This window comes from Porcibacter vitabionis, assembly GCF_046263795.1.
In the GTDB taxonomy this organism is placed as follows: Bacteria; Bacillota; Clostridia; order Lachnospirales; family Lachnospiraceae; genus Lachnocurva.
The window spans coordinates 266,520-281,721 of record NZ_JBJYZD010000001.1 but is presented as its reverse complement, the minus strand read 5'-3'; the positions used below and the strand labels follow the sequence as shown (position 1 = coordinate 281,721).

Annotated in this window: 16 protein-coding genes; 6 read left to right on the top strand and 10 right to left on the bottom strand. The window is 46.2% G+C overall.

All coding sequences use genetic code 11. The features are described from left to right. Positions 1-23: 23 nt before the first annotated feature. The 4 genes from ACKX2L_RS01295 to ACKX2L_RS01280 form a co-directional block, all read right to left on the bottom strand. Complete coding sequence (locus ACKX2L_RS01295; protein WP_497550819.1) at positions 24-1,259, bottom strand: flagellin N-terminal helical domain-containing protein; 1,236 nt, start codon at positions 1,257-1,259, stop codon at positions 24-26. 115 nt (positions 1,260-1,374) lie between these two features. Continuing rightward, complete coding sequence (locus tag ACKX2L_RS01290) at positions 1,375-3,369, bottom strand: flagellar hook-associated protein FlgK (protein ID WP_497550818.1); 1,995 nt, start codon at positions 3,367-3,369, stop codon at positions 1,375-1,377. Positions 3,370-3,404: 35 nt separating this feature from the next. Beyond that, a complete protein-coding gene (locus tag ACKX2L_RS01285; RefSeq protein ID WP_497550817.1) occupies positions 3,405-3,842 on the bottom strand; it encodes a hypothetical protein in 438 nt (145 codons plus the stop codon). Positions 3,843-4,002: 160 nt separating this feature from the next. After that, positions 4,003-4,335: a flagellar biosynthesis anti-sigma factor FlgM gene (locus ACKX2L_RS01280; protein WP_497550816.1), complete on the bottom strand. Its 333-nt coding sequence runs from the start codon at positions 4,333-4,335 to the stop codon at positions 4,003-4,005. Positions 4,336-4,627: 292 nt separating this feature from the next. On the opposite strand from ACKX2L_RS01280, the gene ACKX2L_RS01275 reads away from it, so the two are divergent. From ACKX2L_RS01275 to ACKX2L_RS01260, 4 genes are all read left to right on the top strand, one after another. Then, a complete protein-coding gene (locus ACKX2L_RS01275; protein ID WP_497552508.1) occupies positions 4,628-6,061 on the top strand; it encodes a hypothetical protein in 1,434 nt (477 codons plus the stop codon). After that, the gene (locus ACKX2L_RS01270; protein WP_497550814.1) at positions 6,048-6,404 is read left to right on the top strand and encodes an EscU/YscU/HrcU family type III secretion system export apparatus switch protein; all 357 of its coding nucleotides are present in this window, start codon (positions 6,048-6,050) and stop codon (positions 6,402-6,404) included. The genes ACKX2L_RS01275 and ACKX2L_RS01270 overlap by 14 nt, the downstream gene beginning before the upstream one ends. A gap of 3 nt (positions 6,405-6,407) precedes the next feature. Next, entirely contained in the window at positions 6,408-7,244 is an 837-nt protein-coding gene (locus ACKX2L_RS01265; RefSeq protein WP_497552507.1) for a lytic transglycosylase domain-containing protein, read from the top strand. Between the two features lie 63 nt (positions 7,245-7,307). Next, positions 7,308-7,739, top strand: coding sequence for a PilZ domain-containing protein (locus tag ACKX2L_RS01260; RefSeq protein ID WP_497550812.1), 432 nt, complete (start codon positions 7,308-7,310; stop codon positions 7,737-7,739). A 119-nt stretch (positions 7,740-7,858) separates the two neighbouring features. Here the strand turns inward: ACKX2L_RS01260 and ACKX2L_RS01255 are convergent, their stop codons facing one another. Genes ACKX2L_RS01255 through flgB form a run of 6 tightly spaced genes read right to left on the bottom strand, consistent with a single transcriptional unit; the run spans position 7,859 to position 13,216 of the window. Next, positions 7,859-8,758 carry a C39 family peptidase gene (locus ACKX2L_RS01255; protein WP_497552506.1) on the bottom strand — a complete coding sequence of 300 codons (900 nt, stop codon included), beginning with the start codon at positions 8,756-8,758 and terminating at the stop codon, positions 7,859-7,861. Next, a complete protein-coding gene (locus tag ACKX2L_RS01250) occupies positions 8,755-9,339 on the bottom strand; it encodes a chemotaxis protein CheB (protein ID WP_497552505.1) in 585 nt (194 codons plus the stop codon). The genes ACKX2L_RS01255 and ACKX2L_RS01250 overlap by 4 nt, the downstream gene beginning before the upstream one ends. Continuing rightward, on the bottom strand, positions 9,336-10,148 hold the full coding sequence (locus ACKX2L_RS01245) for a CheR family methyltransferase (protein WP_497552504.1): 813 nt from the start codon (positions 10,146-10,148) through the stop codon (positions 9,336-9,338). The genes ACKX2L_RS01250 and ACKX2L_RS01245 overlap by 4 nt, the downstream gene beginning before the upstream one ends. 8 nt (positions 10,149-10,156) lie before the next feature. After that, positions 10,157-10,642 (bottom strand): chemotaxis protein CheW, encoded by a 486-nt coding sequence (locus tag ACKX2L_RS01240; RefSeq protein WP_497550808.1) that lies wholly within the window; start codon positions 10,640-10,642, stop codon positions 10,157-10,159. A 12-nt stretch (positions 10,643-10,654) separates the two neighbouring features. Continuing rightward, positions 10,655-12,817: a chemotaxis protein CheA gene (locus ACKX2L_RS01235; RefSeq protein WP_497552503.1), complete on the bottom strand. Its 2,163-nt coding sequence runs from the start codon at positions 12,815-12,817 to the stop codon at positions 10,655-10,657. Between the two features lie 12 nt (positions 12,818-12,829). Further along, positions 12,830-13,216 (bottom strand): flagellar basal body rod protein FlgB, encoded by a 387-nt coding sequence (gene flgB / locus ACKX2L_RS01230; protein ID WP_497552502.1) that lies wholly within the window; start codon positions 13,214-13,216, stop codon positions 12,830-12,832. 251 nt (positions 13,217-13,467) lie between these two features. On the opposite strand from flgB, the gene ACKX2L_RS01225 reads away from it, so the two are divergent. Together ACKX2L_RS01225 and ACKX2L_RS01220 are read left to right on the top strand one after the other, a co-directional pair. Further along, positions 13,468-14,310 carry a hypothetical protein gene (locus tag ACKX2L_RS01225; RefSeq protein WP_497552501.1) on the top strand — a complete coding sequence of 281 codons (843 nt, stop codon included), beginning with the start codon at positions 13,468-13,470 and terminating at the stop codon, positions 14,308-14,310. Beyond that, positions 14,307-15,182 carry a hypothetical protein gene (locus ACKX2L_RS01220; RefSeq protein ID WP_497552500.1) on the top strand — a complete coding sequence of 292 codons (876 nt, stop codon included), beginning with the start codon at positions 14,307-14,309 and terminating at the stop codon, positions 15,180-15,182. Before ACKX2L_RS01225 ends, ACKX2L_RS01220 begins: the two co-directional genes overlap by 4 nt. Positions 15,183-15,202: the final 20 nt, after the last annotated feature.

Here is a 15,202-nt window from a genome sequence, read left to right as displayed (position 1 = left end):
ACAAATCAATGATTTTGAAATTCTTACTTCACATAATCGAAGAGGGAAGACTGCATGATATTGGATCCGACTTTAATGGCTGCATTATAGGCATATTGCTGGCTGTACATTTTTGTGATGGCCTCATAGGGATCAATACCCATACGGTCATCATAATTGGACTGCAGAGTATCCTTAATGAGATCCAGCTTACTCTGGGTATCCTTTAATACGCTCTGTTTGATACCGAGTTCCCGATAGCTGGTTGCAACACGTTGTTCGCTGGAATCCCATTCCCCAATCACTTTTTTCAGAGTAGAAGACATATTAGCCCGCTCCGCCTCGCCGGCTGCACTGACACTGTCACCGGTGACTCCGCCGGCTGCCTTTAAGAAACGGCTGGTCGCAAGCACTGCCTGGCTGGTCAGGGCAAGCGGCGTTTTTTCCAGCCGGTCCCGGATCAGAGCCTCTGCATCAGAATCCGACATGGATTTCAGTCCCGCCGAAGAGATCCCGGTCAGAACATTCAGACCGCCGGTATAGGTATCCGGAAGAGTGGTACGGTTTGTCAGATTTCCATAGCCGAGGCTCATTCGTCCTTCTTCTGACATAGCCTTTTTGATATAATCCAGAGTCTCTTTGGGAGAGAGGGTCGTGCCCTTGTCATTGATTTTTGTATCATCTGTCCTTTTACCGCTGAAAGTCAGGGAGAGATCTCCGTTATCCTTCAGCTCATAGCTGATGGACATCCGAGTCGTGGTATCTGTTTCGCCAGGGAAATGGTGATCGAAATTTAAGGTGAACTTGGTAGGATTCTCTTCATTGTCGACATCCAGAGAAAAGGGAATGGTCGACATATCGTTTCCGCCAAATACATAGAAATTCTCATAAGAAGCATTCAGGTCTTCTGTAATGGTCTGCAGACGCTGTTTCATATCCCGGTTCATGGTATCTACCGCCGCAGTAGAACCGGATGTGGATTCGTTGGCAAGGCGGAGAATGTCGGTATTCAATGTCCTCATTTCGGTTTGAATTGCGGTTGCGCCGCTTTCCTGCTGATAGAGCCGATTGTTGACATCACTGATGACTGTGTTTTTGGTGTCCGCATCAGTGTATTCGCTGTCGATCTTCATTCCGCCATAGTAAGAAAGGGGGTCCTCCTTGGCAGAATCGAACTTTTTGCCACTGGAGACCTGTTGCATACTTTTATTTAATTCGCTGTGCAGATCCTGAACGGTCTTCGCATATTGTTTATAGTAGGTCGAACTTGTAACTCTCATTGAAACTCCCTTTCTGATCTGATTTTACTCCCTCAAAGGCTGGTGAGCGGGAATCCATTATTTTCGAAGGCAGCTATGGAACCGCCTGGAGGCGGCTTTTGGCGCCGGTATTTTTCTAGCGTGCGATGCCAAGAAGGGTATCCAGCATACTATCCAGTGTGGTCATAAGACGGGCTGCGGCATTATAGGAGGAAACATAGGCCATCATGTTGGCAGCTTCCTCATCCAGGCTGACACCTGAGATCTGATCCTGGTTATCGCTGATTCCCTTCAAGACCGCCTGGTTGGTCTTCAAAGCATTGTCATTATTATAAGCATCCGTTGCCAGATAGGTCGAAATGCTGTTCATTTCATCCGCATAAGACTTGTTTCCGATGGATGCATGTGTAGAAGTCATGGCATCCAGCATATTCAGAGCCGTATCGGTAGAACTGTTTCCCTCGGACGGATCCCCATAGGTTCCAATCTTGGTATTTCCATTGACCCATTTCTGAGAAACAGAAATGGTGGAAGCTGTGATCCTTTCTGCTGTCTGACTGTCTTTTGCAGAAATGGTTCCATTATTAACGAGAAGGAGGAAGGAACGTTGGTTTGCATCTGTGGATGCCCCGCCGTCTTTTGCCTTGCCGGCCTCCAGGTTGGACAGAGCCTCGTCTGTAAGAGTGAGATTGGAAGCCTTATCCTGATATCCGTTTCTTACACCCATCATATTATAGACATTCATATCATGGGCGAAGGTATTGGCCAGGGTATCCAGCCGCTTCATGTAGTAATCATAGCTTCGGTAGATGCTTCCGTTATTCAGGCTGCTGGTCTTATCTGCCAGAAGATCCAGAGAAGCCTGCAGTGAGCCGGAAGAGAAGCGGGTCGTGGACCGGTCGGTAATATTGCCGTTTGCATCCGTGCTGACTTCATTATCCGTATACATGCTGTCATTGGCGGCGGAAGCATCCACAAGTGAGCCGTTACTGTCAGTCAGCTTTCCGTCAGCTGCCTTGCTGATTTCATAACTGTCCGCTTTGGTAAATTGCAGGCGGACCTTCTGAATATTTCCATCCGCATCCGCCTTTCCATCATAGCGGATCAGGGTAGAACCGCTGTCATCATGGACATTCTGATAATCCTTTCCGGGATTCTTGATTTGAAGTGAGACCTTACCGAAGTTTGCAACCGTATTTCCATTCTTATCGGTGACATCCGAACCGTTGACAAGAGTGATTTTCTTTTCCACCGGATTTTTTCCGTTCTTGTCGGTCTCTGTATAGACCAGTTCGATTTTCAGATCTTCCGGGAAACCGGATTTTCCGGTAGCAACACCCGCGCTGTTATAATTCAAGCCACGGTCTCTTGTCACTGTCTGTCCGGCCGCATCCACGGTTTGGTATTTCTCAGTAAAGTAGGAAACCTGGATTGGAATATAAGCCGAAAGCTGATTGATCTTCTGGTTTCTCTGATCCACAAGTTCCAAAGCCGGATTTCCAAGCAGCTGATTCTTCTTGATATCGATATTCAATCCGCCGATATCAGCCAGAAGCTGATTGATCTGATCGGCATAACCGTTTTCCGAACTGCCGGAGCCATCGATTTTCTGGTATTCATTTGTCATCGACGTCTGGATCTGGACAGCACCATTATTCAGGAGATTGGCAGTAGCTTCCATACGGGAACGAAGCTCACCTTCATAGACCGGGTCGTTGACCTTGGAAGGATCCTGCATATTGGTAAGAGCTGTTCGGATATTGTCAAAGGATTTCCGGATGCCGTCGGCATTGGATTCGTCCAGGAATCCGGACAGATTATTCATGCCTTCCTGAATGGTCTGATTATAGTTGACTTTACTGTTCTGCTCCCGGTACTGGACATCCAGAAACTGGTCCCTAAGCTGTGTCATCTTATCCATCGAGACGCCGAAACCGACATTGACATCATTCTCATTCATATAGAAGGATGTCGGATTGTCATAGTTGATACTGGATGTCTGAAGAGACTGGCGGGTATAGCCCTCAGTATTCATATTGGCCAGGTTCTGACCGGTCACATCCAGTTTTTTCTGATTGGTACGGATCGCGCTTAAAGCGGTTGTAAAACCTGCGAAAGTTGCACGTATCATCGATTGTTTCCTTTCTTTATGAATTCAGGATGAATTCAGGCCAAAGTCTCGTGGAAGGGCTCAGGCAGCGGCTGATTATCCAGGATCCGGTTTACATTTAAGAGGCGGACCTTCATGATCCGGTCTGCATTGTCCTTGGACTCTTTGAAAAGAGACAGCTCTTTCGAGAGATGATCCAGAACCGGACGAAGCTGATCTGCAAAATCTCTGTCAAGCTCAGGCCCTTCCAGGATCTCACGAAAAGTTAAGCCGGTAATGCCAAGTACCTTTTCGTAACGGTTCCTCTCTTGATCCAGGCCCCGAAAACGGAGAAGATCGGGCTGAGACTTACGGACCAGATCGTCCAGAGCTTTGGCATCGTCATTCGATGCAGCAAGAACCATCTGATCTTCAATGGAACGGAGATTGTGGAGACAGGCAGACAGATCTTCCATATTCTTTTTATATTCTTTATAAATTTCGGCATTTTTCATGGGATTTATTACCTCTTATTGCGATTCTTTTGCTTTTGCTTTGCGATAGATTTTTGACTCAATAATCAAAAAGACGCCTTTGAAAAAAAGACGTCTTTTTGATCCCATTTTTTGAGTGTTCGACGTAAAAGACTTCCTTGTCTCTTACGATGGTGATAAGTCACTGATGTCCCAAAATATGCTGAGCAATCAGCATGGAGTTCGGCTGATACTGGCCGGACTGAACAGCGGTCTTGATCTCAGCAACCTTCTCATCGCTGACACCCTGCCGTACTTCTGCACCGGCAGCCTTGGCTAAAGCAGAAGCAAAATCATGATCGGAAAGGCGTGCAGACTTCTGCTCGAATGAAACCGTATCATAAGAAACCTGTGTGGAAGCAGAGCGGGAAACAAAGTCTCTCCCTGTATTTGTATTGACAGAAGCTTGCTTCTGCCGGGTTAAATTCTGTATATTCAGATCCGTGATATAATCTCTTGTAAGATGTACGCTCATAGATTTCAGTCCTTTCAAAAGCTGACATTTGATGACAATTCCATAACTGTCTCTGATTGGATTCTTCCAATCGATTTCCCTCTGTTATCCTTATCGGCATTCTGTGATAGAATATAAGAAAGATTTTGCAAAGAAATAAAATAAAAAAGCGCTTATATCCGGGATGGTTTCTGCCGAAATTATATAGAAAAAGTGAAAGTACACATCTCTATAACCCAGGGAAGAGGGACAAGGCAGAAAGGGATCCACGGAAGGATCAATTGTTTTCTGCTTTAGACAGACGGAGCAAGTTATGGCAAATCTCTTACAGGTTAGTTCACCGGATCTTACATCCGTGACTCCGGGGTTAAATACCAATACACAAAATATAAACCAGACCGGCAATGCCGGAAGGGTCAATACGAACGGCCAGATTCGGACGGGAAACGAAAACGCCTTGTTGAATGAAGAGAATCTGACCGGCCAGGTCGTGGATTTTACTTCGAACTATTCGGCTTTCCTTCAGAATATGCAGGAAGCATCTATGATTCCGGAAGAAGTCATGGATCTCTTATTTCGGGATGGAAAAGCCTTGGCAGAATCAAAAGATCCGGAAATGGCGAAGGATTTCTCGGAACTTTTCTCTGAAATACAGATGAATGATCCCAAAGAACTGGAATCTTTTCTGAAGGAACAGGTGGGGAATCAGGTTAAATACAGTGGTGAATTCTTCGATTCTCTTCGTTCTCTGCTGAGAGAAACGACATCCGACAATTACAGATCTGCCATTCTTCAGTTTGCAAGAACATATAATAGTTATACATCCGGAAGCCATCTCTTACAGCAGATGGAAAATCTGACCGAAGATATCAGGAATCTTCTTTTGCAGTCACAGCAGGATGACTTTCAGAATTTAATGGATCAGATGGATTGGACCGCTCATCCGGGGAAAACCGAAACAAATGCTGCCGTTTTAAACGATAAGCTGATCCCCTTCCTCTCGTCCTATATTTCCAAGACTCATGATTACGGTCCCATTCGTAAGGCGGCTGTGCTTCTGACACTCTATGCTGTAAAGTATGAAGAGGGAAGTGAGGATCATCTGATTCAGGCTTATCAGAAACTGTCCCGGAATGGCGATTTCCATATGTATTTCCAGTCGGATCCGGAGGAGGCTCTGGTCCGTTCTATGCAGAGCAGCCTGAAGGAAAGGACCAATGCAGGCCTTACGGAACATCTGTCGGAGATCCTCTTAAAGGGGACCGAGGGCAAGGCCGGAACGGAAGCTGTCAATCGCTATTATACGGTTTTGAACAGCCTCTTAAATAATGAGAGCGTCTATTTACCCCTGCTTCATATGCTGATCCCTTTTCGCTATCAGAAAAGGGAAGTTGCGAGCGAGATCTGGATCGATCCGAATGCCGGTCAAAAGGATTCGAAGAAGGGATCAGGCGAAGGGGGCGGCGGATCCGTAAGATTCTTTTTGAAATTCCGCATCCGGGAACTGGGTGACTTCGACATGATCGGTAATATGGCAAAGACAACGAAAAAGCTGGATCTTCAGATCTTTCTGCCGGATGGTCTGCCGGAAAAGCCGAGGAAGATTCAGACAGCACTTACAGAGATCCTGAGACGAAACGGACTGACTGCTGATATCAGCCTGTCGCCACGCAGCAGGGCGATCAGTGTCCGGGAAGTCTTTCCGGGGATTCGGGAAAAGGAGCGTACGATCAATGTCAGAGTTTAAAAACCTTTTGTCAAAAAAAGCTGCTGCCTTGAAGTATGATCCGGATCAGAACGGCGCTCCCATTGTTGTTGCATCCGGCATGGGCCATATGGCAGAACGGATCACAGAGACTGCGATGCAGGCCGGTGTCCCGATTTATGAGGACGATTCTCTGGCAACACTTCTGACCCAGCTTGAATTAGGATCGGAGATCCCGGAAGAACTCTATCAGGCCGTTGTGGAGATCTATCTCTATTTCCTTGGCTTTACCGGGGATGAAGTGAGTGGGACTTCTAAGGAGCCTTTAAATCATGAAGAGAGCAAAGTATCTGCCGGCCCAGGTGATTTACCGAGAGAGGAATAAGAGATGGCAATCAATGGAATGAATTCCTATCTCCTGTCTTATCTTATGGAGAATGAAAATGTAAACCGGACCGGAAAGAATGGCAAAAGTGAAGCTGCGACGGATTCGTCGAGATTGGTTTCAGGTACGAGCTTTTCTTCCTCTGTCCAAAGTGCCCTTACAAAGAAGTCAGCCGCCGGGGCTTCTTCAGACAATTTATACAGCGGGAGTCAGACACTGGAGGATATATTCGAACGGGCCTCTTTGAAATATGGCATTTCCAAAAAACTCTTAAAGGCAGTTGCAAAAGCAGAATCTAATTTCCGGGCGGATGCGAGATCTTCTGCCGGAGCCGGGGGAATCATGCAGCTGATGCCATCTACAGCCAGGGCTCATGGCGTTACGAATGTCTATGATCCCGAGCAGAATATCATGGCGGGAGCAGAGATCCTGTCTTCGAACCTGAAGACTTATCAGGGGGATCTCTCTCTTGCTCTGGCAGCATATAATGCTGGGGGAGGTAATGTCAGAAAGTATGGCGGTGTCCCGCCCTTTAAAGAAACAAGAAACTATATTGCTAAGATTCAAAAGATGCTTGGGGAAGAAGAACCTATATTGAATCAGCCTCTTTCGGGAAGTGGGGTTCCTTCCGAAAGCAAGTATCTCACAAATTCGGGCTCTCTTTCTGACGAAAGTGCCGCTGACAGCAATGCGGTCAGCTCTCTTTTGTCCGGCCTGGGAGATCTTGATTCGACAAAAACGCTTCTCTTATTGGAACTTTTGCGGCAGCAGGCCATGTTAGATGCCAGCCGGCAAATCGGTTCCATGGACTATGATGAGGATGGGGACCGTTTGATTTAAGTGATATAAGCGTCATTTGAAACTATATTTTTAAGCGAATTTTGAAAAAAGGAAGATTTTCATATGAGCGATAAGGATCAGTTGGAAAAACAGGAAAAATCCAGAAGAGAGGATGTAAGAACGGTGACAAGGATCCCCCTGACCTTCCATTGCGAAGGGGTTGGGGATTTCGAGGGCTCCATCGTGGATCTCAGCGCCGGAGGCATGGCACTTGAGACCCATGCGAAGTTGAAGAAAGGGGATATCGTTACTTTTCGTTATGCTTTTCGGACTCTGGAACGGCCTTTTTGGACCAAGGTGGTTCGGATTCGTAAGAAGGAAAAAGAAGAGGAGCCGGGCAGCGAGAATGTCTATGGCTGTAAATTTGTTGATCTGACCAATGGCGGAGAGACAGCGATTCGAAATTATGTCTTTGACCAGATCAGAAGAGATACCTATAAACAGGAGCTGGAGATTCAGCAGCAGGTCAAGGATTCTTATCGAAAAAGGACTTGAAAATTTCTCAAAAGGAAACAAACAACAAACAACAAACAGATGCGATATCAAAAGGAGCAGGAATTGACGGGATTTCAATTCCTGCTCCCTTTATTTGGAAATACTCCAGAGTGATGCTTTTATTTGGAAATACTCCAGAGTGGAGCACCGTACAGATTCTTACCCTGATGGATTTCATGCAGCAGAAAGTCGGCAGTGAATGGTTTCTGTGTATTTTCCAGGCTCTTGGGATCAGCAATGTTGATGGTCCCGTCTTCATTGATCGAACGAAGGATGAGAAAGTGTCCGTCACTTGTAAAATATCCTTTTCCTACTAATGCAATGATCAGATGACCCTGCTGAAGTTCATTCTTTATTGCATCTTCTGTCATTTCCGAACGCATGGATCTTACCGTAAATCCGAAAGACTGCATCGTGGTATTGACAATGGAATGAAAACTGCCATTGCCCTTGGCAAACTGCCCATTCTTTTCTTCCCACTCGGCCATGGTAATGGGAGTATATTGACCGGCATTGCCAAAGGCGTTGACAAGCATTGCCATGCAGGTTGGTCCACAGCCATAGGTGGCCAGATCATCACTTCCGCCCCAGAGATAGGAAGCCCAGTTGGGATCCCTCTGGTTATAGTAGAGCATGGGCCCCATAGTGGTATCCAGCATGATATTGTAGTTCGAAGCCTGATCTGTCTTGGAAGCCGGGGCTTTGGTTTCTTCGCCTTGCTTTGGATCCTGTACAGTAGCAGCTTGTTCCGTCTTCGCCGGATTTTGTTTGTCCATAGAGAGAGGTCCCTTTTCCCTGAGAAAGGGTAAAGAAATAATCAGCCCGAGTGCAATAAAAAGGAAAAAAACACGGCTGATTCTGCTACGGTTCTTTTCCAGCCGTGCATTTTCTGCCTTCAGACGTTCCCGCCTCCGATAGGAAGTTGTGGAAGTTCTGCCCTCATAGCCCTTTTTGCTTTTGCCGGAATTTGATTTGGAGCCGGAATAGAGGTCTTTTTTAGAGTTTTGGTTCAAATTCAAGCATGTTCTCCCAGTTCATGTAAGATCAAAGATTCGATGAGATCCAGGGGAGCCTGTCTTGTTACGGCACCCATCTCATAGGCCTCCATGGGCATACCATAGACGATGCAGCTGGCCTTGTCCTGCCCTATGGTATAGGCACCGGCCTTTTTCATTTCCAAAAGACCCCGTGCACCATCTGCACCCATGCCGGTCAGAATAACACCGATCGCCTGCTTTCCTGCAGCATGAGCGACAGAGTGGAAGAGAACATCAACAGATGGAGCATGCCCATTGTATTTTTCTTCCTCTGTGACACTGACATGGTAGGAATCTCCGATCCGGACCACACGCATCTGCTTTCCACCCGGAGCGAGAAGCATGAGCCCCGGGTGGATCAGATCGCCGTGGCGGGCTTCTCGAACCTCCATTTTGCAAAGGCGATTCAATCGCTCTGCATAGAGAGGCGTAAAATTGCCCGGCATATGCTGGGTGATCACAATACCCGGCGTGTTAAGCGGGAGATCCTTTACCACTTTTATGATAGCTTCGGTTCCTCCGGTGGAGGCGCCGATTGCAATGAGATTTCTTTCCTGATTCATAATACGTTTCTACGCTGATAAATGGCGGGCTGAATATACTGATAGCGGGTGTGCTCCTTTTGCAGACCCTCTGAATGACCGATGAAGAGATATCCGCCGGGAACTGTTGCATCATAAAAACGATCTACCAGATCTTCCCGGGTCTTTTGATCGAAGTAGATCATGACATTCCTGCAGAAGATCAGGTCAAACTTTCGCTTGAAGTGGATATCGTTCATCAGGTTAAAGGGCCGGAAAATCACATTTTTTTGAATCTCTTCACAGATCGTATAAGTCCCGTTGGGCTTTTTGACAAAGTATTTATTTTTCCAGGATTTTGGTATCTTATCCAGCTGATTTTCAACATAGACCGGATTCTTTGCCTTGTCAAGGATATCGGTTGAAATATCTGTCGCCAGGATACGTGTGTCCCAAGAGGGATCAAAGAGATCCTTTAAATACATGGAAATGGTAAAAGCTTCTTCTCCGGAAGAACATCCGGCAGACCAGATCGACAGACTCTTGTCCAAGCGATGGATCTGCTTCATCCAGGGGATCACTTTTTCCGTGAAAAATTGAAAATGTGTCTCTTCCCGAAGAAAATAGGTGTAATTGGTGGTCAGGTGGTCCAGCATGGGAGAGATCAGGTCGGCTCTTCTTCCGCTGATGATATCATCGACAAAAGCATGAAAATCACGATAGCCATCTTCTTCCAGAAAGGAATGAAGACGGCTTTCGATTAACTGCTGTTTTTTTGATAAATTGATTCCGTAATGGGTGCGGATGTATTCACTTAATCTCAGAAAATCCTGTTCCGTCAGAGCAGTCATAGGCTTTTTCACTCCTTGAGAAGGGATTCGCAGTCGAATGACATGGCGATTTCGCCATTGGCGAGTTTTAACATGCCATTGGCAAGCTTGTGACGATTCTTTAAAGGAAGGGCCTGTACTTCCTTGATATCGATGTCCAGTACGGAACGAACGCTGTCCACGATAATGCCGACCGGCATACCATCGATATTTAAGACAATAATACAGGTTTTCTGCGAATAAGCAGTCTCTTCATGCCCCATGATGACACCGATATCTACGACCGGGAGAATGGAGCCGCGGAGGTTTAAGACCCCGCGGACATAAGGTGGAACACCGGGAAGAGAAGTAATATTGTGATCATTGATGATCTCTGTGACATATTCCGTACTTAAGAAGAAGAGAATATCACCGGATACAAAGGAAAGACAGCGCTTTAGATCCAGATTTTCTTCTTCAACGCTTTCCTCGTCGTCAATTTCCGAGAGTGCGTGCTGGTTTACATTTTCTACCATTGCCTACCTCCTTCAGGCATTCTCAATGGATGCCGCATAGATGTTGGCGATATCCAGAATGATACAGATGTTGCCGTCGCCGAGGATCGAGCATCCGCTGATTCCCTTGTCCTTGAGACGGAAGCTGTTGAAGTAAACCGGGAGAGGCTTTACTACAACCTGCTGTTCGCCGATCAGATCGTCGACATAGAGGACACAGGACCGGTCTCCGCTTTCTACCCAGACCATGATGCCTTCCTCGATATTGTCTCCATAAAGGGAAGGAATACCATAGAAACGGTCCAGGCGGATGACAGGATAGAACTCGCCCATGCGCTCGATCATTTCATTGCCGTTTTCGTCCAGAATGATGTCGTCCTTGGTAACCTTGAAGGACTGCTGGATATCGGCGATCGGAATGGTAAAGATGCTGTCGCCGACAGTGATCTTCATGCCGTCCACAATGGCCATAGTCAGGGGGATCTTAAGAGTGATCGTGGTTCCCTTGCCCTTTTCACTGTGGATCTTCACGGTACCGCCGACGGACTCGACATTTCGCTTTACCACGTCCATGCCGACGCCACGGCCGGAATACTCGGTGACTTCCTTGTTGGTGGAAAAGCCGGGCAGAAGAATGAGATGCAGGGCCTCAGAATCCGAATACTCGCTTCTGGGCTTGGTCAGAAGTCCTTTTTCCTCTGCTTTATCAAGCATTTTCTGAGGATCCATGCCATAGCCATCATCGGAGCAGGAGATGATGACCTCGTTACTGGTATGTTCTGCCGAAAGCACGATCTCGCCCTGGGGATCCTTGCCTGCAGCGATACGCTCTTCCCTGGTATCTTCAATTCCATGGTCCATGGAATTCCGAACGATATGCATGATCGGATCCTGAATGGAGTCTACGATGGACTTGTCAACTTCGGTATCTTCACCGACCAAAGTCAGGCGGACGTCCTTATTCAATTTCTTTGTCATATCGCGGACGATTCGGTTCATCTTCTGGAAGACGCCGGAGACAGAGACCATTCGGAGGGACATGGAAATATCCTGGAGATCGTTGGTAAGTTTCCGAAGTTGTCTAGCTGACTTTGTGAAACTGTCAAAGGCTTCCTGGGGCAGCATTTTTAATACAGGAGAGGAGGTTACCATGGATTCGGTAATTACGATCTCTCCGACCAGATTCTGTAATGCATCCAGTTTCTGCAGATTGACACTGATCAGGCTCTGCTTGATCGGGGCATGATTTTGCTGAGTTTGTGCCGGCTTATGTGCAGGCTTATTGGCTTTTTGTGATGCTTTGGCAGGGCTTACAACAGGGGCACCTGCAGATTTTTTATTTGAAGCATTTGCAGCGTTTGAAGCAGCCGGCTCTTCTTTCTCGGACTTTTCCTTTTCTATCACTTCGAAAGAACGGATATGAGCCTGGCTCTTTAATACTTCAAGGGCGCTCTTACATTGATCACTGTCGTCAAAAGCCAGATAGAAACCGTTATCGGCAATGGTCTGTGAAGTTCCTGCGTTCGTAGCAAGATCCTTTGGATATTCCCGGAAGTTGAAATCACAATCCCGGAGAGCAGTCACGATCATGAAGGCACGCAGGTTTTCCATACCGATACCTTCTTCGAGGTCGATATGGATGAACTTTACGGCTGTGGGATCATCCGGGAGTCCCTGAGCTGCCTCGGCAGAAGATGCAGGGGCAGTTTCTTTGGCCTTGTCATTTGCTTCGTCTGCAGGAGCCTTCGCAGGGGATTTCTCCTCTTCTTCGCTTTCTTCCTCATCTTTTTGAATGCGAACCAGGAAATCGGCAATGGTTTTTTCAAAATCACTGGTATCCTGATTCAATTCTTCGCCTTGTTCGACCTTTTCCACTTCTCCTCTCAGATAATCCTCTGACCGGAACATGAGATCGAAAAGATCTTTTTTGTCCTGGGGCTTCAGAAAGTCGATTCCCTTATCCCGGATGACAAAGAAGAGATCCTCGATTTTATGGGCAATAACAGAGATGGATGTAAATTCCATCATTGCCGAGGATCCTTTGATCGTGTGCATGATACGGAAGATTTCATTTACGTCATCCGTTGAGAAATCTCCCTCCTGTTCATCCTTCATCAACATCTCATCGAGTTTATCGAGGAGATCGTTGGTCTCAAAAAGGTATGTTTCAAGCATACCTTCCATTGTGCTGTCCATACATTATCCTCCTTAGAACGACTTCGCAGCTGAGTCCAGGCGTTTTAAACTGTTGTTGGCGGAATTGACCATCATTTCATATTCATAGCTGGTCTTCACCAGTTGAACCTGTTCCTGATCCATATCGACATTATTTCCATCCAGACGGGATGACTCGGACGGATCTTCCAGAATCCGTGCCCCGGAAGTCTGAATCGCACGATCGACGTGGCTTGCATTTGCCCGCATACTGCTGCTGCCGATGGACTCGGCCAGGGCATTTTCAAAAGTGACCCTTCTGGCTTTAAATCCCGGAGTATCCACATTTGCAATATTGTTGGCGGTGACATTCTGACGCTCCCAAAGGAGATCCAAGGTTTTCTCTGTCAGGCTGACATCATTTCCGTAAAGATGGTTCATTTTCGATCCTTTCGTTGATATTCACACATTCAATATCGGCTGTGGTCAAAAGATTATAAATGATCTTTTCTTGTTAAATGCTTATGTATGGACAGCTTCTGCCGATAATTATAACAGATAAATTCATTTTGCAGGTGAATAGATGCGGAATATCTGCACTGATATTCACAAGCGATGAGCCAGGAATGGCTCTTTTGACAGCTTTGTTTCACTCATGAGGACGTCTTTGAAATGAAAGAAGGACAGGAAGTATGTCATTAGGAATCGCCGGATACTTAAATGCGGAATACAATTTAAATAAGGTTCAGAAGAAGGAAAACGATGAGGCCAAGAAGAGCAATGGACGATTCGCCCTTCAGCTGAAAGAAAGCCATAAAGGGACGACTCCTTCGGATCCTAAGGATGTCTATATTCGCTCCGATTCCGATAAGGAGGGAGACCTTTCGAACCTGAACCAGGTTCATACCAAAAACAGTACGAAGGGAAATCCCATCGGAGAAGCAAAGAATGAAAAAACGTCTGATATAAGAGCTTTCGAATCGAATTCCAACAGGAAAAACCAGACCATTGCTGCAGATGTCAATAATACGAGCGCAAGAGATGTCATGAAGATGACCGCCTCGGAACGGGCAGATTTGGTCAGCCGCTTGGAAGAAGAGCAGAAAGCTGCCCAGCAGCAGTTCATTCAGATGGTGCGGAAATCTCTCGGCTATCAGGCAAGTGCTTATGAGAATGCCAATGCTCAGCCTAGTGTGGATAATAACGGTATCTGGCATTTTCTGGCCAGCGGAAATTATACCGTGGATGCAGCTACCAAGGCAGAGGCAGAGGCCAGTATTTCGGAGGACGGCTATTTCGGAATTCAAAATACAGCCCAGAGACTTTTTGACTTTGCTGGTGCTTTAGCCGGAGATGATGTAGATAAAATGAAGACCATGCAGGAAGGCATTGCTCGTGGCTTTAAAGAAGCAGAAGAAGCCTGGGGCAAGGAACTGCCTGAGATCTGTCAGAAGACTTTGGAGAAGACAAATCAGATGTTTCAGAATTATTATGATTCAAAGACCAAATCAAGTGACCAAGAGGCGAATCTATGAAAAGAAATCTCCCAAATAAAATTGGGCTGATCCTTTTGTCTCTCAATTTGATTCTGGCTTTTGATCTTCCGGTTCACGCTGAAGATCCGAACCAGGATCGAAAGAATCTGATCAATCAATACTTTCAGACTGTGGATGAAGATGGGAATGTGATCGAGGGCGAGACGCCCTTTTATTCCGAAGGGAAAACTTCGGACGGAAATTCTGATGAGAATTCATCGGATTCCTCCGGCAATTCCGATAGTTCATCCGATCAAAAGTCCGATGCAGATTCATCGGACAAGGATAGTTCAAAAACTGCCAAATCATCTAAATCTACGAATTCGGATTCCAAAGATTCCGCATCGAAATCGTCTGGTAAGAAAACTTCCAATAAGAAGACATCTGATAAGAAGACGTCTGACAAGAAGACATCTGACAAGAAGACATCTGATCAGAAGACTTCTGATAAGAAGACATCCAATACGGACGAGAAGAAATCTTCCAACTCAGAAAAAGATTCGTCCGCTGAGACAAAGAGTAGTAAGGAAAATGAGTCTTCCAGTGACGAAAAAACATCTTCTTCGAATGATGCAAAGAAATCTGCTTCGAAAAGTACAGAGAAGAAGAGTTCGAAGGGGAAAGCAGCTTCTGCACAGAATGGGAAGAAGTCCAATACCGGCATCACTTCCAAATTACCGCAGGATTTTTCCTCACTGATACGGATGCTTCTGATTATTTTGGTTGTTTTGATTCTTGTGAACGGTTTTGCTGTTATTTTCCTGATCCGACGATGGAAGAGGAAGAAGGCTGAAAACCAGGAAAGCGCTGAGGAAGGCATGGAGAATCCTATGGATTCCGATGATAGGGATCAGAGCAGCGGAAATTCTTAAAAACGGTCTATATTTGCATA

Bases quoted from the DNA above. Each gene is read 5' to 3' on its own strand.
- ACKX2L_RS01295 (WP_497550819.1), bottom strand. From the start codon at position 1,259: ATGAGAGTTACAAGTTCGACCTACTATAAACAATATGCGAAGACCGTT.
- ACKX2L_RS01290 (WP_497550818.1), bottom strand. From the start codon at position 3,369: ATGATACGTGCAACTTTCGCAGGTTTTACAACCGCTTTAAGCGCGATC.
- ACKX2L_RS01285 (WP_497550817.1), bottom strand. From the start codon at position 3,842: ATGAAAAATGCCGAAATTTATAAAGAATATAAAAAGAATATGGAAGAT.
- ACKX2L_RS01280 (WP_497550816.1), bottom strand. From the start codon at position 4,335: ATGAGCGTACATCTTACAAGAGATTATATCACGGATCTGAATATACAG.
- ACKX2L_RS01275 (WP_497552508.1), top strand. From the start codon at position 4,628: ATGGCAAATCTCTTACAGGTTAGTTCACCGGATCTTACATCCGTGACT.
- ACKX2L_RS01270 (WP_497550814.1), top strand. From the start codon at position 6,048: ATGTCAGAGTTTAAAAACCTTTTGTCAAAAAAAGCTGCTGCCTTGAAG.
- ACKX2L_RS01265 (WP_497552507.1), top strand. From the start codon at position 6,408: ATGGCAATCAATGGAATGAATTCCTATCTCCTGTCTTATCTTATGGAG.
- ACKX2L_RS01260 (WP_497550812.1), top strand. From the start codon at position 7,308: ATGAGCGATAAGGATCAGTTGGAAAAACAGGAAAAATCCAGAAGAGAG.
- ACKX2L_RS01250 (WP_497552505.1), bottom strand. From the start codon at position 9,339: ATGAATCAGGAAAGAAATCTCATTGCAATCGGCGCCTCCACCGGAGGA.
- ACKX2L_RS01245 (WP_497552504.1), bottom strand. From the start codon at position 10,148: ATGACTGCTCTGACGGAACAGGATTTTCTGAGATTAAGTGAATACATC.
- ACKX2L_RS01240 (WP_497550808.1), bottom strand. From the start codon at position 10,642: ATGGTAGAAAATGTAAACCAGCACGCACTCTCGGAAATTGACGACGAG.
- ACKX2L_RS01235 (WP_497552503.1), bottom strand. From the start codon at position 12,817: ATGGACAGCACAATGGAAGGTATGCTTGAAACATACCTTTTTGAGACC.
- flgB (WP_497552502.1), bottom strand. From the start codon at position 13,216: ATGAACCATCTTTACGGAAATGATGTCAGCCTGACAGAGAAAACCTTG.
- ACKX2L_RS01225 (WP_497552501.1), top strand. From the start codon at position 13,468: ATGTCATTAGGAATCGCCGGATACTTAAATGCGGAATACAATTTAAAT.
- ACKX2L_RS01220 (WP_497552500.1), top strand. From the start codon at position 14,307: ATGAAAAGAAATCTCCCAAATAAAATTGGGCTGATCCTTTTGTCTCTC.